At 61.2% G+C, this 16,586-nt stretch carries 20 protein-coding genes; 8 read left to right on the top strand and 12 right to left on the bottom strand.

The features are described from left to right. Positions 1-62: 62 nt before the first annotated feature. Entirely contained in the window at positions 63-923 is an 861-nt protein-coding gene (gene dapD, locus ACS4RS_RS05520; RefSeq protein WP_439008381.1) for a 2,3,4,5-tetrahydropyridine-2,6-dicarboxylate N-succinyltransferase, read from the bottom strand. Between the two features lie 193 nt (positions 924-1,116). Here dapD and ACS4RS_RS05515 point away from each other — a divergent pair, with 193 nt between their 5' ends. After that, positions 1,117-1,983: an LOG family protein gene (locus ACS4RS_RS05515; protein ID WP_439008382.1), complete on the top strand. Its 867-nt coding sequence runs from the start codon at positions 1,117-1,119 to the stop codon at positions 1,981-1,983. Positions 1,984-2,076: 93 nt separating this feature from the next. Here the strand turns inward: ACS4RS_RS05515 and ACS4RS_RS05510 are convergent, their stop codons facing one another. After that, positions 2,077-2,712, bottom strand: a complete 636-nt coding sequence (locus ACS4RS_RS05510) for a calcium-binding protein (protein WP_439008383.1) — start codon at positions 2,710-2,712, stop codon at positions 2,077-2,079. 131 nt (positions 2,713-2,843) lie between these two features. Further along, positions 2,844-3,557, bottom strand: a complete 714-nt coding sequence (locus ACS4RS_RS05505) for a pyrimidine 5'-nucleotidase (RefSeq protein WP_439008384.1) — start codon at positions 3,555-3,557, stop codon at positions 2,844-2,846. A 103-nt stretch (positions 3,558-3,660) separates the two neighbouring features. Here ACS4RS_RS05505 and ACS4RS_RS05500 point away from each other — a divergent pair, with 103 nt between their 5' ends. Both ACS4RS_RS05500 and ACS4RS_RS05495 read left to right on the top strand, forming a co-directional pair. Further along, positions 3,661-4,734: a methylated-DNA--[protein]-cysteine S-methyltransferase gene (locus ACS4RS_RS05500; protein WP_439008385.1), complete on the top strand. Its 1,074-nt coding sequence runs from the start codon at positions 3,661-3,663 to the stop codon at positions 4,732-4,734. Beyond that, the gene (locus tag ACS4RS_RS05495; RefSeq protein WP_439008386.1) at positions 4,731-5,501 is read left to right on the top strand and encodes an isocitrate lyase/phosphoenolpyruvate mutase family protein; all 771 of its coding nucleotides are present in this window, start codon (positions 4,731-4,733) and stop codon (positions 5,499-5,501) included. The genes ACS4RS_RS05500 and ACS4RS_RS05495 overlap by 4 nt, the downstream gene beginning before the upstream one ends. A 66-nt stretch (positions 5,502-5,567) precedes the next feature. On the opposite strand, the gene ACS4RS_RS05490 is transcribed toward ACS4RS_RS05495, so the two are convergent. Together ACS4RS_RS05490 and ACS4RS_RS05485 are read right to left on the bottom strand one after the other, a co-directional pair. After that, a complete protein-coding gene (locus ACS4RS_RS05490) occupies positions 5,568-6,716 on the bottom strand; it encodes an alpha-hydroxy-acid oxidizing protein (RefSeq protein WP_439008387.1) in 1,149 nt (382 codons plus the stop codon). A gap of 107 nt (positions 6,717-6,823) precedes the next feature. Next, positions 6,824-7,783 (bottom strand): acyl-CoA desaturase, encoded by a 960-nt coding sequence (locus ACS4RS_RS05485; RefSeq protein WP_439008388.1) that lies wholly within the window; start codon positions 7,781-7,783, stop codon positions 6,824-6,826. A 171-nt stretch (positions 7,784-7,954) separates the two neighbouring features. On the opposite strand from ACS4RS_RS05485, the gene ACS4RS_RS05480 reads away from it, so the two are divergent. Next, positions 7,955-8,320, top strand: coding sequence for a metalloregulator ArsR/SmtB family transcription factor (locus ACS4RS_RS05480; protein WP_439008389.1), 366 nt, complete (start codon positions 7,955-7,957; stop codon positions 8,318-8,320). A gap of 50 nt (positions 8,321-8,370) precedes the next feature. Here the strand turns inward: ACS4RS_RS05480 and ACS4RS_RS05475 are convergent, their stop codons facing one another. Beyond that, a complete protein-coding gene (locus tag ACS4RS_RS05475; protein WP_439008390.1) occupies positions 8,371-9,288 on the bottom strand; it encodes a LysR substrate-binding domain-containing protein in 918 nt (305 codons plus the stop codon). A gap of 120 nt (positions 9,289-9,408) precedes the next feature. Here ACS4RS_RS05475 and ACS4RS_RS05470 point away from each other — a divergent pair, with 120 nt between their 5' ends. Further along, positions 9,409-10,254, top strand: coding sequence for an oxidoreductase (locus tag ACS4RS_RS05470; RefSeq protein ID WP_439008391.1), 846 nt, complete (start codon positions 9,409-9,411; stop codon positions 10,252-10,254). Between the two features lie 29 nt (positions 10,255-10,283). Here the strand turns inward: ACS4RS_RS05470 and argB are convergent, their stop codons facing one another. Continuing rightward, positions 10,284-11,171: an acetylglutamate kinase gene (gene argB / locus ACS4RS_RS05465; RefSeq protein WP_003570750.1), complete on the bottom strand. Its 888-nt coding sequence runs from the start codon at positions 11,169-11,171 to the stop codon at positions 10,284-10,286. 143 nt (positions 11,172-11,314) lie between these two features. Here argB and ACS4RS_RS05460 point away from each other — a divergent pair, with 143 nt between their 5' ends. The 3 genes from ACS4RS_RS05460 (at position 11,315) to ACS4RS_RS05450 (ending at position 13,267) form a co-directional block, all read left to right on the top strand. Then, complete coding sequence (locus tag ACS4RS_RS05460; protein ID WP_439008392.1) at positions 11,315-11,854, top strand: sigma-70 family RNA polymerase sigma factor; 540 nt, start codon at positions 11,315-11,317, stop codon at positions 11,852-11,854. Next, entirely contained in the window at positions 11,851-12,570 is a 720-nt protein-coding gene (locus tag ACS4RS_RS05455) for an anti-sigma factor domain-containing protein (protein WP_439008393.1), read from the top strand. The genes ACS4RS_RS05460 and ACS4RS_RS05455 overlap by 4 nt, the downstream gene beginning before the upstream one ends. 142 nt (positions 12,571-12,712) lie before the next feature. Continuing rightward, positions 12,713-13,267 (top strand): fasciclin domain-containing protein, encoded by a 555-nt coding sequence (locus ACS4RS_RS05450; protein ID WP_439008394.1) that lies wholly within the window; start codon positions 12,713-12,715, stop codon positions 13,265-13,267. A 102-nt stretch (positions 13,268-13,369) separates the two neighbouring features. On the opposite strand, the gene ACS4RS_RS05445 is transcribed toward ACS4RS_RS05450, so the two are convergent. The 5 genes from ACS4RS_RS05445 to yihA form a co-directional block, all read right to left on the bottom strand. Next, positions 13,370-14,446: a histidine kinase dimerization/phosphoacceptor domain -containing protein gene (locus ACS4RS_RS05445; RefSeq protein ID WP_439008395.1), complete on the bottom strand. Its 1,077-nt coding sequence runs from the start codon at positions 14,444-14,446 to the stop codon at positions 13,370-13,372. A 163-nt stretch (positions 14,447-14,609) separates the two neighbouring features. Then, a complete protein-coding gene (locus tag ACS4RS_RS05440; protein WP_439008396.1) occupies positions 14,610-14,885 on the bottom strand; it encodes a hypothetical protein in 276 nt (91 codons plus the stop codon). Between the two features lie 44 nt (positions 14,886-14,929). Further along, positions 14,930-15,154, bottom strand: a complete 225-nt coding sequence (locus ACS4RS_RS05435; protein WP_439008397.1) for a hypothetical protein — start codon at positions 15,152-15,154, stop codon at positions 14,930-14,932. A 131-nt stretch (positions 15,155-15,285) separates the two neighbouring features. Next, the gene (locus ACS4RS_RS05430) at positions 15,286-15,495 is read right to left on the bottom strand and encodes a cold-shock protein (RefSeq protein ID WP_003588915.1); all 210 of its coding nucleotides are present in this window, start codon (positions 15,493-15,495) and stop codon (positions 15,286-15,288) included. Between the two features lie 358 nt (positions 15,496-15,853). Then, entirely contained in the window at positions 15,854-16,507 is a 654-nt protein-coding gene (yihA, locus tag ACS4RS_RS05425) for a ribosome biogenesis GTP-binding protein YihA/YsxC (protein ID WP_439008398.1), read from the bottom strand. Positions 16,508-16,586: the final 79 nt, after the last annotated feature.

The following is a 16,586-nucleotide window of genomic DNA, read 5'->3' as shown; positions in this document are numbered from 1 at the left end:
CAAGGCGGCGGCGCCTCGCGTAAAAGACGCCGCCTGTTTACCGGATCAATGTCCTGGTGTCATCAATCTCTGAGCAACTCGTTGATGCCGGTCTTGGATCGGGTCTGTTCATCGACGCGCTTGACGATGACGGCGCAGTAGAGATGCGGCGCCGGCTTGCCATTGCCCATGGTCGCATTGCCGGACGGCATCGAGCCGGCGACGACGACCGAATAGGGCGGCACTTCGCCGTAGCTCACTTCGCCGGTGGCGCGGTCGACGATCTTGGTCGACTTGCCGATAAAGACGCCCATGCCGAGCACCGAACCTTCGCGGACGATGCAGCCCTCGACCACTTCCGAACGGGCGCCGATAAAGCAATTGTCTTCGATGATCGTCGGGCCGGCCTGCATCGGCTCCAGCACGCCGCCGATGCCGACGCCGCCGGAGAGATGCACATGTTTGCCGATCTGCGCGCAGGAGCCGACCGTCGCCCAGGTATCGACCATCGTGCCTTCGCCGACATAGGCGCCAAGGTTGACGAAGGAGGGCATCAGGATGGCGTTCGGGGCGATATAGGCCGAGCGGCGCACGACGCAGTTCGGCACGGCGCGGAAGCCGGCGGCGCGGAAATGGTTCTCGCCCCAGTTCTCGAACTTCGAAGGCACCTTGTCCCACCAGGTGGAATTGCCCGAGCCGCCCTTGACCACGTCCATGTCGTTGAGGCGGAAGGATAGGAGCACTGCCTTCTTCAGCCACTGATTGACCGTCCAGTCGCCGTCGGCGCCGCGCGTAGCGACACGAACCTTGCCGGCATCGAGCAGATCGAGCGCTGCTTCGACCGCATCGCGAACCTCGCCTTTGGTCGACGTGTTCACATTGTCGCGATTGTCGAAGGCGGCTTCGATGGTCTTTTCGAGGGATGCGAGGTCGGTGGCGCTCATGAGAATTCCTTAAACTTCGATCTTTATCGTGGAGACGGCGGAGTCTCCGGAATGCGGTTGGCAGGGATTTATCCTGCTCTACAGCATGCAGCCGCAGAACGGAATGATTTTTCCAACAAGATCATACCTGGATTCAAGGCGTTATAGCGACATATCCGGCTTTGGAGCCGGCAAGACTGAAAGGCATTTCGACATGGCGAAGGGACGAAACGGCGGTTCGCGGCGCAAGGATGGCGTATGGGACCCGCTGAAGAGCAGTTCGACCGACAGGCAGCGCGCCGAAGCCGTGCCGAAGACGCCGCAGACGATGTCGCCCGCCTACCGCCTTGCCTATGTCGATGAGGATTTTCTCTGCCGCGAGGAGCTGCGGCCGATCCGCCTGCAGTTGGAACTCCTGAAGACGGAGATGATGCTGACCGAACGCGGCATCCGCTCGACCGTCGTCATGTTCGGCGGCGCCCGCATTCCCGCCCCCGGCCAGAGCGCCTGGGCGGCCCGCAACGACATCCAGCGAGTCAATCTGGAGGCGGCGTCCGTCTATTATGATGAGGCGCGCAAATTCGCCCGTCTCTGCTCGAAATATTCGGCGGGACTCAATTTCCAGGAATATGTCATCGTCACCGGCGGCGGCCCCGGCGTCATGGAGGCGGGCAATCGCGGCGCGGCCGATGAGGGCGCGCCGTCGATCGGCCTCAACATCGTGCTGCCGCACGAGCAGGCGCCGAACGCCTATGTGACGCCGGAACTCAGCTTCAACTTCCACTATTTTGCCATTCGCAAGATGCATTTCATGGTGCGCGCCAAGGCGATCGCCGTCTTTCCCGGCGGCTTTGGAACACTCGACGAATTCTTCGAATGCCTGACGCTGATCCAGACCGGCCGCATGGAGCGTCTGCCGCTGATCCTCTTCGGCGAAGCGTTCTGGCGCAGCATCATCAATTTTGACGCTTTGGCCGAATTCGGCACGATCGCGCCGGACGACGTCAAGCTGATCAGCTTCGTCGATACGGCCGGAGCCGCTTGGAAAATCATCCAGGAGTTCTATGAGCATCGCGAATAGCGCCTCGGCGTCCCGTTCGTGAGACGTGGATCTTTCCCCGCCGGGCGGGGAAAGAGCGGAGGCAATGGTTCGCCCGACCTTACGGCTGCGACCTTACAGCAGTGGCCGGTCCGGCATGTCGTCGATCGAGATGACGCCGTCCTTGTTGCGGTCCATCCGCGCAAACAGCTTGTCGAAGGCGGCAACGGCTTCCGGCTTGGAAATCTGGCCGTTCTGGTCGGTATCGACCCGGTGCATCATCATCGAAGCGCGCATGAAATTGCCGCCATGGCGCATCCAGCGATGCCCGTCACGGCCATCATGCCCGTCGTGACCATCGCGCGGCGGCCGCCCCTGGTCGTCATTGTCCGGCGCCGCCGCTGCGGTATCCGTATTCTTGTTTTCGCCGGCGTCCTGCTTGCGCTGATCTCTCATCGCCTGCATCTGAGTCTTCCGGTATGCGCTGATTTCGCCGGGCGTCAGCGAGCCGTCACTATTGGTGTCGATCGCAGCGAAAACCTTGTCCAGGCCGGCGGTCGCTTCTTCTTTGGAGACCTTGCCGTCCTTGTTGGCGTCGAACTGCTTGAGCATCCTGACATAGGTGATTTCGCGGAAGGCGGCAGGTCCCGGACCGTGCATGCCAGCGTGCTGGCGCGGCCCGTCACCGGGTGCGGCATAGCCTGCCCCGGCGGCTGCGCCGAAGATGAGGGTGGAGGAAAGCGCTGCCAGTATCAGCTTGTTGCGGTACATCGTATTTGCCTTTCGTGAGGTGTCTCCTCACGAACAAAGCTACGGCAGCAGGGCGGAAAGACCCAGTTAAACATCGGTAAGCTGAATGAAACTTTGGTAATCCGTCAGTCGCTGCCAACCCAGGGGCTAAATCAGCCCGGACCAGTAATCTTGCCGAGAAAGGCGGCGAGGTCGTCGGTGACGAAATCGATATGATCCTCTTCGCCACTGGTCTTCTCCCACCATTCGACGAGCGTCTCTTCCAGATTGCGCGGCACCAAGAGCACGGTTTGCATGCCGAGCGCCTTCGGCACCGTCAGATTGCGCGGCAGATCTTCGAACATCGCCGCCTTGCTCGTGTCGACGCGTTTTAACGCCGTGAACTTGTCATAGGTCGCCTGCGCCGGCTTCGGCACGTAATCGGCGGCGACGATATCGAAGATGTCGTCGAAATGCTCGAGAATGCCGAGCGCACCGGCCGTCATTTCGGCATGTTTGACGCTGCCATTGGTAAAGATGAACTTACGCCCGGGCAACGCCTTGATCGCCGCGGCGAGTTCCGGCTGCGGCGTCAGCGCCGTGTAGTCGATCGCATGCGCCCTTTCCAGGAAGTCGTTCGGGTCGATGCCGTGATGGATCATCAGGCCCTGCAGCGTCGTGCCGTGCTCGAGGTAATATTGCTTCTGCAGCCTGCGCGCCTCTTGCCGCTCCATCTGCAACAGGGCCGCGACATAGGCGGTCATGTTCTTGTCGATCTGCGCGAAGAGATTGACATGATGCGGATAGAGCGTGTTGTCGAGGTCGAAGACCCAGTCTGTGACGTGCGCGAAATCGGCTTTATCAGGCGTGCGGTCGATCTTTGTCATGGCGGTCTTATGGCATGGGTGCGGCTGCAAGGAAATCGACAAGAATAAAATAGACGCCCGATTTTCGGCGGACGTCGCATGCGCGGGATGCTAGAAGGCGAGCATGCTTTTCGAACGCCCTGACGACGATACGCTCTATGATGCCTTGATCGCGCGCAGCGCCGATTACGAGGGCCAAGCCTATGTCTGCGTCAAGACGACAGGCATCTTCTGCCGGCTGACCTGCCCGGCGCGGAAGCCGAAGCGGGAAAATACCCTGTTCTTCGAGACGATCGCCGCCTGCATGCATTCCGGCTTTCGCCCCTGCCGGCGCTGCAGGCCGCTGGAACAGCCGGGCAGGGAGCCGATCGTCGACGAACTGCTTGCGGCACTCGATGGTCAGCCGGAGGTTCGCTGGACCGAGGAGGAGATTGTGCGCCGCGGCCATGATCCCTCGACGGTGCGCCGCGCTTTCAAGCGGGCGCTCGGCATGACCTTCCATGACATCGTCCGTTACCGCCGGCTCGGCGAAGCGGCCCGGCAGCTGGCCGACGGCGCGCGTGTCATCGATGCGCAGATCGACGCCGGATACGAGTCTCCGAGCGGCTTTCGCTCGGCATTTCAGCGGCTGGTCGGCAAGGCGCCGGCGCTTTCGCAAAACCGCGAACTGCTCTTTGCCGATTGGTTCGACACCCCGCTCGGACCGATAATCGCGGTTGCCGACAAGACGCATCTGCATCTTCTCGAATTTCATGATCGTAAGGCGCTGCCGACCGAGCTCGACGGGCTGCAGAAGCGCGTCCGCTCCTCGGTCGCAATCGGCCGCACCCCTGTCATCGACCAGATCGAGGCGGAGATCCGGGATTATTTCGAGGGGCGGCTCACCGTTTTCACGACGCCCCTGGCGCTTGGCGGCACGCCCTTCGAAAAACATGTCTGGGCAAAGCTGATGGAAATCCCTGTCGGCAAGACGCGCGCCTATGGCGATCTGGCACGTGAGATGGAAAGGCCCGAGGTGGTGCGTGCCGTCGGCCGCGCCAACGGCGCCAACCAGTTGGCCATCATCGTGCCCTGCCACCGCATTCTCGGGGCGGATGGTTCTCTCACAGGTTATGGCGGCGGGCTCTGGCGCAAACAGTGGCTGCTGCGGCATGAGGAGAAGATCAGCATGCAGGCAAAGATGGAGGAGACAGCATGAACCAGACTGAAAAGGCCAAGGCATTCGGCGCGCTGCACAAGAAGGGCGAGCCGATTGTCCTCTACAATATCTGGGATGCCGGCACGGCGAAGGCGGTTGCCGATGCCGGCGCCAAGGCGCTGGCGACCGGAAGCTGGTCGGTTGCCGCAGCCCACGGGTTTGCCGATGGCGAGAAACTGCCGATGTCGGTGCTTGTGGAGACGGCGAAATCCATCACCGCCGTCATCGATCTGCCGCTGTCGGTCGATTTCGAAGGCGCCTATTCGGCGGCGCCCGAGGGGGCGGCCGCCAATGTCGCCAGGCTGGTGGAGGTCGGCGCCATCGGCATCAATTTCGAAGATCGGGTGGTCGCCGGCGAGGGGCTCTATCCCGTCGAGAGCCAGGCGGCCCGCATCCGCGCCATTCGCGCCATGGCCGACGGCAAAGACATGCCCTTCTTCATCAACGCCCGCACCGATCTTTTCCTCGCCGAAGGCGATCTTGCCAAACATGCCGGCCTGGTGGACGAGGCGATCGAGCGGGGCAGGGCCTATGCGGCAGCCGGTGGCAACGGCTTCTTCGTTCCCGGCCTGGTCGATCCCGCCTTGATCGAAAAGATCTGCGCGGCCTCGTCGCTGCCGGTCAACGTCATGATGCGGGCGGGCGCCCCCGATGTGAAAACCCTGGCAAAGCTCGGCGTCGGCCGCATCAGTTATGGTCCGGGACCTTACCGGTCAATGATGGAAAAGCTGAAACAGGAGGCGGCGGCGATTTACAGCACGCTCTGACGCTGAGATGTTCGCGGGCCGCATCCGCACGCAAGGCTGCGGCCCGAAAATGACATCCCGCTCCGCTCAGGAACGGAAGCGCAGATTGCGCCGCGTCAGCTGGTCGACCGAGGTGCAGCCCATCAGCTTCATGCCGCGCTCGATCTCGGTGCGCATCGTCTCCAGCGCCCGTTCGACGCCCGGCCGTCCGGCGGCGGCAAGCGGGAAGAGATAGTAGCGGCCGAGCCCGACCGCCTTTGCCCCCAGCGACAAGGCCTTGAGAACATGGGTTCCCCGCTGCACGCCGCCATCCATCATCACGTCGATCCGGTCGCCGACCGCATCGACGATTTCGGCAAGCTGGTCGAAAGCGCTGCGCGAACCGTCGAGCTGGCGCCCGCCGTGGTTGGAGAGCACGATGCCGGTGCAGCCGATCTCGACCGCGCGCTTGGCGTCTTCAACCGACATGATGCCCTTCAGGCAGAACTGCCCGCCCCAGGCGTGCACCATCTCCGCCACGTCGTCCCACGACATGGAGGGGTCGAGCATCTCGGTGAAATATCGGCTGATCGACAGCGCGCCGCCATCCATCTTGACGTGGTTTTCCAGCTGCGGCAGCCGGAACCGCTCATGCGTCAGCCAGTCGATCGCCCAGGAGGGTTTGATGGCGAACTGGGCCATGCCGGCGAGGTTGAGCTTGAAGGGAATGGCAAAACCGGTGCGCTTGTCGCGCTCGCGGTTGCCGCCGGTGATACTGTCGACCGTCAGCATCATCGCCTGCACGCCGGCATTTTTCGCCCGCGCCATCATCTCGTGATTGAGGCCGCGATCCTTGTGGAAATAGAACTGGTAGACCTGCGGCCCGGCGCTGATCTGGCGGGCTTCCTCCAGGCTGATTGTGCCAAGCGACGAGACGCCGAACATCGTGCCGTGTTTGGCCGCCGCCGCCGCGACCGCCCGCTCCCCCTGATGATGAAAAAGCCGCTGCAGTGCCGTCGGCGAGCAATAAACCGGCATAGCCAGCTTCTGCCCCATGACCGTCACCGACATGTCGACCTCGGCCACGCCCCTCAGAACGTCGGGCACCAGATCGCAAGCCTCGAAGGCCGCTGTATTGCGCCGATACGTCACCTCGTCATCGGCAGCGCCGTCAATATAATCGAAGATCGGCCCGGGAAGCCGCTGTTTGGCCATGCGCCGGAAATCATGAAAATTATAGCAGTCTGTAAGGCGCATCTCTTTGCTCGACCCGGTTATTTTTCGAGCCGCAACCTAAAGCACGATTCGAAATCTTGCCAAGGCTTCATCGGGCGATTTCCGGCCTCTGTGAGGAGATATCGCAGTCACGGGCGCGATTCCGCCTGTCCGGCCGCATGATATGGCGGGCGACTGCCACCAGAAGCTTCAGCGGCGTTGACGCGCTTCAACCCTGGCCGCGGCACGATCATATGCGGGAGCTTGATCGCCCATGCCAGGCCGAGCCCCGATAGCAGCCGGATGAAATGCCAACCGAGGTCCAACTGCCCCGGTTTGCCGAGCCGCGCCGATTCCGGAAAGGCGTGATGGTTGCCGTGGAAGCTCTCGCCGAAGGTGACCAGCCCGAATTGCGGCAGGTTATAACCCTGCACTGCGACATCATCGACGCTCCAGCCCTGATGGCCGGTCCGATGGGCAAAATGACCGACCAGCCAGTGGCCGGTCAGCGACACCGATATCCGCACGGCGATACCCCAGACCACCCACGGCAGTCCGCCGAGCGTGAAGAGCAGGAGTGCCAAGGGAATCTGGTGCGCCATCCATGTCGCCTCCAGGAAACGATAGAAGCGGTCGCCCCGCTCGCGCGTATCGAGGACGAAGCGCGGCGGATGGTCGAGCGCCACTGCGCAATGCATCTGCCAGAAGGCGTCAGTGAAGAAAGGCCGCCGGTGGGCATAGAGGTCATGGCAATTCCGCTGCCGCTGCGCCCAGTCGCGAATGTCGTGGGCGTAGATCATGCCGAAGGGGCCGGCCATGCCGACCAGTGTACCGAGATAGACGAGTAGATGCTCGATCCAGAGAGGGGTGCTGAAGGAACGGTGGATCAGCAACCGGTGCATGCCGACCGAATGACCAAGGCAGATGGTGATGGCGGTCAGGACGATAAAAGCGGCAAAGGCGCTCCAGGTGAAGGTCAATGGCCCGCCGATAATGGCGGTCAGGGTCATGGCGGAGATCCAGACCGACTTTGCCGGCATCCAGACCACTCTGCCCTTCACGGGATCGCTGCTATCGTCGATCATGCGTCCGGTGGAAATGCTGCTCATGGCAAACTCCTTCTCGATCGGGCGCATTCTCCACTTGAACATCGCCCGCCAATTCATTAATTAAGCAATTACCTAATTACTTTGCGCCAACGAAATCAATTAAGCAATACATTAATTGCTTAATTGGTTGACCGATCGACGCGATGATTGCCGCAGGCACGGAGACCGGCTTTGGAAGACGAGACTTTCGACGATATTTCAGAAGGCAGCTCTGTCGGCGCTGCCCAGCGGGTGTTCCACGCGCTTTCCAGTGCGCCGCGGCGGAAGATTCTTGCCTATCTCTCGGCATCCGGCCTGACCGCCGGCGAGATCGCCGACCGCTTCAGCATGTCCAAGCCGGCGGTTTCGCAGCATCTTTCCATCCTCGAAACGGCGGGGCTGATCAGACGGGAGAAACAGGGCCAGTTCGTTCACTATTCCCTGATCGAGAACAATCTCGTCAATACGCTCAACGGCTTCGTGCAGGAGGTCTGCCCTGTCGGCCGGCCGATCAAGAAGGAAAGCCAGGCGCGCGTCCGCGCCAAAGAATTGCCTTGAGTCTGAATTCGAGTACGCCGCGGTAGAAAGCTGACGGAAGCGGCGGTGATCTATTCGCGCAACTGGCCCTTACGGGCGAGGCTCCGCTGCACGCTGATAGCTTGTGCGACGAAGTTGCGGACGACGGGCGAGCGCTCGTCGCGCCGGGTCGAGAGGGCCAGCCGTGCCTTTGGGGAGTCGCCGGCGATAGCGATGTAGCGAACGCCGGGGACATTGATCTTGGTCATTTCTGCCGGCACGATGGAGATGCCGAGGCCGACGGCGATCAAGCTGGCAATCGACGTGATTTGCGGCGCCGGCTGGCCGAGAATAGGGTCAAATCCCGCTCGTCGGCAGGCGGCGATAATGCCGTCGAAGAAACCGGCGCCTGCCTCGCGCGGAAAGAGGACGAAGCTCTCTTCCGCGAGTTCGTCGAGCCGCAATGCCTGCGCTTGCGCCTTGGGATGTCCAGACGGCACGGCGATGACCATAGGCTCTTCAGCCAGAAGCTGAGACCGGGCTTGCGTCGGATCATCACGGCCCGGGCGGATGAATACTGCGTCGAGTTCGGCCGCATCCAGCCGTTCGAGCAATCGCGCAGTGGGCGCTTCCTCCAGGCTGAACTCGACCGCCGCATATTTCTCGCGAAAGACGTTGATCGCGGCAGGTACGATCGGATTGAAAACAGCCGAGCTTGTAAACCCCACTCGCAGTCGGCCATGATGTCCTTGCGCTGCCCGCAGAGCGCTGTGCTTCGCATGTTCCGCCTGCAGCAGGACGGCGCGAACTTCAGGCAGAAAAGCCTTGCCCGCCTCGGTCAGTTCGGCACCGCTCGGAAGGCGCCGGAAGAGCGACGCGCCAATCTCATTTTCAAGATCGCGAATCTGGTTGCTCAGCGGTGGCTGTCCGATGCCAACCCTGCGCGCCGCGCGCGTAAAGTTCAATTCTTCAGCAACAGCGAGGAAATAACGAAGATGGCGCAGCTCCATCCGATACCTTTAGGATATCAACATCGCCTGCGCAATATATTGGAAATACTGATTTTGACCCGCCACATGACCGGAACGCCCGCTATGCGATGCGGGATCATCATCAGACAGGAGTTCAACATGCGTAAGATTGAAAAGCAGTTCCTGATTACCGGTGTGAGCTCGGGCTTTGGCAGGGCCTTCGCCGAAGCGGCACTCGCAGAAGGGCACAGAGTCGTTGGCACGGTGCGCAACGGCGAAGCCGCGATCCGGTTCGAAAAGCTGGCGCCAGGCCGCGCCATTGCCGTGCAACTCGACATCGCCGATGCCGAGGCGATTGAACCGGTTGTTGCGAACATCGAGAAATCAGTCGGTCCCGTGGATGTTCTCATCAACAATGCCGGTTACGGACATGAGGGAACATTGGAGGAATCGCCGATCGAGGAAATGCGCCGGCAATTCGACGTCAATGTCTTCGGGGCCGTCGGAATGATGAAGGCTGTCCTGCCGTTCATGCGCCGGCGGCGGGCAGGCCATATCATCAACATCACCTCCATGGGCGGTTTCATCACCATGCCGGGCATTGCATATTATTGCGGGAGCAAATTCGCGCTGGAAGGCATGAGCGAGGTTCTTGCAAAGGAAGTGAAAGACTTCGGCATCTCGGTCACGGCGGTGGCTCCTGGCTCGTTCCGAACCGATTGGGCGGGTCGCTCCATGGTTCGCGGCGGCAGGAACATTGCCGATTACGATGCGCTTTTTGATCCGATCCGCAGGGCACGTGAGGAAAAGAACGGCAAACAGGCGGGCGATCCTCGCAAGGCAGCCTCAGCCGTGATGGCGCTGGTCGCGGCAGAGAAACCACCGGTCCATTTGTTGCTTGGAGCCGACGCGCTTTTGCTCGTCCGCGAGAAGCTGAAAAGCCTGAGCGCGGAAATCGACGCCTGGGAAAATCTCACGCTTTCGACGGCTTTTACTGAGGCGTGAAGAAGGGCGCCCGCAAGCGCCCTTATCGATCAGGGAACGATCAGCGTTCCGATGCCGTGCTCGGTGAAGATTTCGAGCAGGACGGAGTGGGCAGTCTTGCCGTTCAGGATGACGACGCCCTGGACGCCCGCCTTGATCGCATCGATGCAGGTCTCGACCTTCGGGATCATGCCGCCCGAGATCGTGCCGTCGGCGATCAGCGCATGCGCTTCGGCCACGGAGAGCTCCTTGATCAGCTGGCCGTTCTTGTCGAGCACGCCGGCCACATCGGTCAGGAACAGCAGCCGGGTGGCGTTCAGCGCGCCGGCAATGGCGCCGGCGAACGTGTCGGCGTTGATATTGTAGGTGGCGCCGTCACGGCCGGGTGCGACGGGTGCGATCACCGGGATCATCTCGGAGCGGGCGAGCAGATCGAGCAGCGTGCGGTCGACCTCGACCACTTCGCCGACGAAGCCGAGATCGAGCACGCGCTCGATGTTGGAATCCGGATCCTTGACGGTCTTGCGCGCCTTTTCGGCGAAGACCATGTTGCCGTCCTTGCCGCAAAGGCCGATCGCCCATTCGCCGGTCTGGTTGATCAGCGCGACGATTTCCTTGTTGATCGAGCCGGCGAGAACCATCTCGACGATCTCGACCGTTTTCTGGTCGGTGACGCGCAGCCCGCCCTCGAATTTCGATTCGATGCCCATCTTGTTCAGCATGGCGCCGATCTGCGGACCGCCGCCGTGAACGACGATCGGGTTGACGCCCGATTGCTTCAGGAGTGCGATGTCGCTGGCAAAGGCCTTGCCGAGTTCGGGATTGCCCATGGCGTGGCCGCCATATTTCACGACGATCGTCTTGTTCTCGTAACGCTGCATGAAGGGCAGCGCCTTGGCCAGAAGCCGTGCCTGCAGTTCGCTTTCGGACTCGTTCATGGGGACCCCGCGGAATTGTTCGCGGCCTTTTATCGTAAGTTTCCGACAGAGGGAATAATCCAGAGGGCAATAGTTTTTCGTATCTGCCGCGGAGCCGGTGGTGTTTAGCGTCCGGCGCACCCAAGCATGAAATGAGGAACGGCATGCAAGGCGATGAGATTGCAGACCTGATCGGCCGTGTCGCGCTCGGCGACCGCAGGGCCTTTGTTGCCCTTTACAATCAGACCGGGCCGAAACTTTTTGCCATCTGCCTGCGTATCTTGAAGGATCGCACGGAGGCTGAAGAAGCCCTGCAGGAAGTCTATATCAGCATCTGGCAAAGGGCCGGAAGCTATCAGGCAGCCACGGGTTCTTCCTCGGCCTGGCTTTCGGCGATTGCCCGTAACCGGTCGATCGACGCGCTGCGGTCGCGCAAGCCTGTCGCCGACGAAATCGACAGTGCCTATGATCTTGCCGACGCCGCGCCCGACCCGGAAATGCAGACGGTGACGAAGGATGAAGGAAGGCGGATTGACACCTGCATGGAAGAGTTGGAAGCTGATCGTGCGGTCGCGGTGAAACGGGCTTATGTCGAAGGGCTGAGCTATCAGGAACTGGCCGATCAGTTTGGTGTCCCGCTGAACACGATGCGGACCTGGCTCAGGCGCAGCCTGTTGAAACTGAGAGAGTGCATGGAACGATGACATCGCCCGACAAAAGCAAGGGAGACCGCTCCCGCGACGAGGTTCTCGCCGGCGAATATGTGCTTGGCGTCCTGTCGCTGCAGGATCGGCGGGTGGTGGAAGAGCGCATGCGCCACGATCGGCCCTTTGCCGCGATCGTCAGCCGCTGGGAAACCAACCTTTCCGCCTTCAATGACGAATATGAAACCGCCTCGCCGAACCGGGAAACTTTCAAGCAGATCGAGGCGCGGCTTTTCGGCGATGCTGAAAAACCTGCATCCTTTTCGCAAGGCCTCTGGAATTCGGCGGTTTTCTGGCGCTCACTGAGCTTTGCCTGCGTCGTCGTCGCCGTCAGCGCCGTGATCTTTGCCTCGGGCGTGGTGCCTGAGCCGCAGGGACCGACACCGCTCGTCGCCTCGCTTTCCGGCCAGAACAGCGCCATCAATCTTCTCGCCTCCTACGAGCTGCGGAGCGGCCGGCTGAAGATCGTGCCGGTCGCCGCCGGCAAGCCGGAGGAGAAGTCGCTGGAACTCTGGCTGGTGCCGGGTAGCGGCCTGCCGAAATCGCTCGGCGTCTTCCAGCCGGGCGAGAGCGGCGAACTCGTCATTCCAGCCGATCTGCGCGACAATCTCGCCGATGGCGCGACGCTTGCCGTCAGCCTCGAACCCTTCGGCGGTTCGCCGACCGGCCAGGCGACCGGCCCGGTGATCGCAAGCGGCGCCTTGCGCCGGCCATGATCGGGCGCCGGCCGTCGATCGCGCCGGCCACAAAATCATTTTCTCCCGCCTGAAACTCTTTGGCGCAAACCGCCGTAGTTCGAAATGTCCGGACGACGCTCAGGCATAAAGCCCGCGGATGGTGTCCGGTGAGGAGAAAATCATGATCAAGTCCGTATTGCGCGGTTTTGCGCTCGCCACCGCCCTGTCCGCCGTCGCCTTTGCCGCCGCCAAGAACCCTGAAGTCGGCGGTGCGGCGATGTTCGACAGCAAGAACATCATCGAAAACGCCGTGAATTCCAAGGATCACACGACGCTGGTCGCCGCCGTCAAGGCAGCCGGTCTGGTCGGCACGCTCGAGGGCAAGGGCCCCTTCACCGTCTTTGCGCCGACCAACGAAGCCTTTGCCGCCCTGCCGAAGGGCACCGTCGACACGCTGCTGAAGCCGGAAAACAAGGCGACGCTGACCAAGGTTCTGACCTGCCATGTCGTTGCCGCCGATGCGATGGCCAAGACGGTTGCCAAGATGATCAAGGATGACGGCGGTGAGCACGACATCAAGACCGTCGGCGGCTGCGTGCTGAAGGCCAGGGAAAGCATGAGCAAGATCACGCTGACCGACGAAAACGGCGGCGTCTCGCATGTGACGATCGCCGACGTCAAACAGTCGAACGGCGTCATTCACGTCGTCGACAAGGTGCTGCTGCCGAAGATGTAAGCCCGCCCATCTCGGCAGGGCCTGGGGCGCTCTTCGGGGCGCCCCGCATACAGACGAGAATGACTTGCCTTGCGACTTCCGATCAGTATTCCCGCGATGAGGCTATCGGGCCGCTTCGGCTATCGGGAAAACGAGAGAGACACTCACGCCGGCGTCCGGTGACGAGGTGACCTCGACCTTGGCGCGGGCGTTCTGTTTCAGCGACTGTACGATCATCGCGCTTAGTTTACCCGGGTGCGGCCAATTCACATCTTGAGGAAGGCCGACCCCGTTATCGGCAACGGTGATCCTGCACCCGGTATCGCTGACGACACAGCGGAGCGTGATTTCTCCGCCATCACGCCCTACGAAGGCATGTTTGAGCGTATTGGTGAGGAGTTCGTTGATGACCAAGCCGGCGGGCATGGCGACATCGACCGAAACCGGCCAGGTGTCGACCTTCATGTCCAGCCGGATCCCTTCCACGGCGTGAGCCGCCATCACCGAGGCGGCAATCTGGCTCACATAGGTTCCAAGATCGACTGTGGCGCCTTTCTCTTCGTCCGACAGCGAGCGATACAACAGGGCCAGGGCCTCAATTCGTCCGGCAAGCCGTGCAAACCTTTCGCTTTCCTCGCTCTGTTGCGCATTGCGCGCCTCCATCCGGATTAGCGCTGTGATCATCTGAAGATTGTTCTTCACGCGATGCTGAAGTTCGCGCAGAAGGACATCCTTCTCCGTCAGCAGTTCGCCGAAGCTCTGATCGGCCGCCGCCTCACTGCGCGCCGCAAAAGCCACCAATCGGAACAGCGGGGTGTCATCATCGTTGACGATGGTATTCGACCAGACATCGATAATGGCAGTGCTCGCGGGTTCGGCCACCAGCGAGAACGCGCCAATATACTCCTCAGCAGAGGTGACAGCGGCCGTGAGCGTCGCTCCTCCCGAAATGGCGGTGGAATTCAATTCGATCTCGGACCAGGCTTTTCCCTCGACCTGCGTTGCGCTCAGCGCCGTCAGCCGTTCGAATTCGAGATTGACGTAGATCAGCGTCTCGCTGTCGCCGAGTTCGGAGACAGCGACCGCAAAAGGGACGTGATCGAGAAAGTGTCGAAACCGATCGTCATCAAGGGCTTCGGCCAGGTGGGGCAGGTTGCCGACGCCTTCCGGCGACAGCGGTTGGTCTTTGCTATCGGTCATCTAATTGCTCGCCCACGCGGACTGCTCTTGCACCGCATGGGATGAAGGGTTGCTTCAAATACGGCGGGGACGCAAGTGCAATCGCCACCGATCAGCTTACGCAAGCAGTTTCTTCATGCGACGATGATGAAGATCCGAACCCTTCGGGCCAAACCCGCCAGGGCTATGCCCGGTCATAGGTAAACGAGGTCAGCAGCGCCGTCACGAAATTGCTCGCCCGTTCCTTGACCAGGACCTCCGTCCATTCATCCGTGCCGCGCAGCCGCAAGTCCGTGTAAATGCTGTCCACGGCTGCCTCTTCGATACGCTTGATGTGCGTCTTGAACGAAGCCTCGCCGCCACCGTGATACATGTCCCTGATAACCATCCGGAGAATCTCCTGAATGGCGATCTGCCAGGCAGTGTTGATCGACTGGAGTTCCTTGATGTCGTCTGCCATTCAAGCTTCCTTCGTGATGAGTTCATGGTCGGCACGGTGTGGGGTCAGCCGGCCCGGGCGCGTTTTGCAACGAGGGCGGCCGTTGCTGAGGCCCGATCGTTGCGTTCCCGTGAAAGCCGCGCCTCGCGAAGCCGCAAGGTCTTTGCCTGTTGCGATTGGACGTCGGATTCGAGTTCCTCGATCGCCTTGTTTTTTGCGAAGAACTGGCTCTGGACGTTGCCGAAGGCAATCTCGGCCCGCTGGCGGGATTTGCTGAATGTCTCTGTCATGTTGGATCCGATACTGAGGGCTCGATGGGCGAGCGAAAACAAAAAGGCCAGGCAAATCGCCTGGCCTTGAATGGATAACGTGCTTCCGGCAGTGCCAGTACATCCGTGGTCAAAGGAAAGCAGATATCGATTTAAGCGTTCTGGAGATTGCAAGCGGACATCTTGCCCGACTTGTTGTCACGCTCGAGATCGAAGCCGATCTTCTGGCCCTCGACGAGTTCGCGCATTCCGGCGCGCTCGACGGCGGAGATGTGAACGAAGGCGTCAGCGCCGCCATTGTCAGGCTGAATGAAGCCGAAGCCCTTGGTGGAGTTGAACCATTTAACGGTGCCAGTGGTCATGATGAACCCTTTCATAGCAATATTGAAGAACCGCAGCGCCAAGGCGATACGGATGGTGATAGCGATTTTTGAAAGGAAGTTCGTTCAGGCCGCGGTGCTAATCGCGCGATAACCAAGCCAGCAAGCAAAATTCGATAGTCGTCATGTAGCGCAACGAACGCGCGTCGTCAACCGTTAGTTTTTGATCGCCAGTAGATTCAACCTTTGGATGCTTCGGCAGCCTTTGCACCAAATCGAACTTGGCCGACCGAAAAGCCGCGGATTCGAAACTGCCGGGGCGCGCTTCGGAACGGGCCCGACTCGCGCGTCACCGGACATTCCCGCAGTCGTCGGCGAGCGCTGAGTCGGCCGTGGCCCTTTATTTCAACCGGGCGATGCCGACGGTTTCGCCGATCGCCTGGCGAAGATCGTCCAGCCCGTCGCCCTTTTCCGACGAAGTGGACAGCACGCCGGGATAGGCGGCCGGGCGCTTGCGGATCTTTTCCGCGGTCTCGGCAAGCAGCTTCGGCACGGCGGGCGCCTTGATCTTGTCGGTCTTGGTCAGCACGATCTGATAGGAGACGGCCGCCTTGTCGAGCAGATCGAGCACGTCATCGTCGTTCTTCTTGATGCCGTGGCGGCTGTCGATCAGCACATAGACGCGCTTCAGCGTCGCGCGGCCGCGCAGATAGTCGAAAACCAGCTTGGTCCACTTGTCGACCTGCTCCTTCGGCGCCTGCGCATAACCATAACCCGGCATGTCGACGATCGCCATCGGCGGCATGTCGCCGCTTTCGCCGGAATAGCCGTCCGGAACGAAATAATTGAGCTCCTGGGTGCGCCCCGGCGTGTTCGACGTGCGCGCCAGCCCCTTCTGGCCGACCAGCGCATTGATTAGCGACGACTTGCCGACATTGGAACGGCCGGCAAAGGCCACTTCCAGCGGCCCTTCCGGCGGCAGGAAGTTGAGCGAGGGTACGCCGCGGATGAAGATCCATGGGTGGCCGAAGAGCGGCTTTTCGGTTTCGGGCATGCGGGCTCTGCAATCTCCGGGTTCTGTCTCTTCACCGGGCTTCGTGGTTTTGAACGGAGATGTCAAGCTTTGAGGCGGT

Origin of the sequence: Rhizobium sp. F40D2 (assembly GCF_051810745.2) — a bacterium.
GTDB lineage: Bacteria > Pseudomonadota > Alphaproteobacteria > Rhizobiales > Rhizobiaceae > Rhizobium.
Note: the sequence above shows the minus strand (reverse complement) of the source record. Positions and strands in the feature narration are given on the sequence as shown.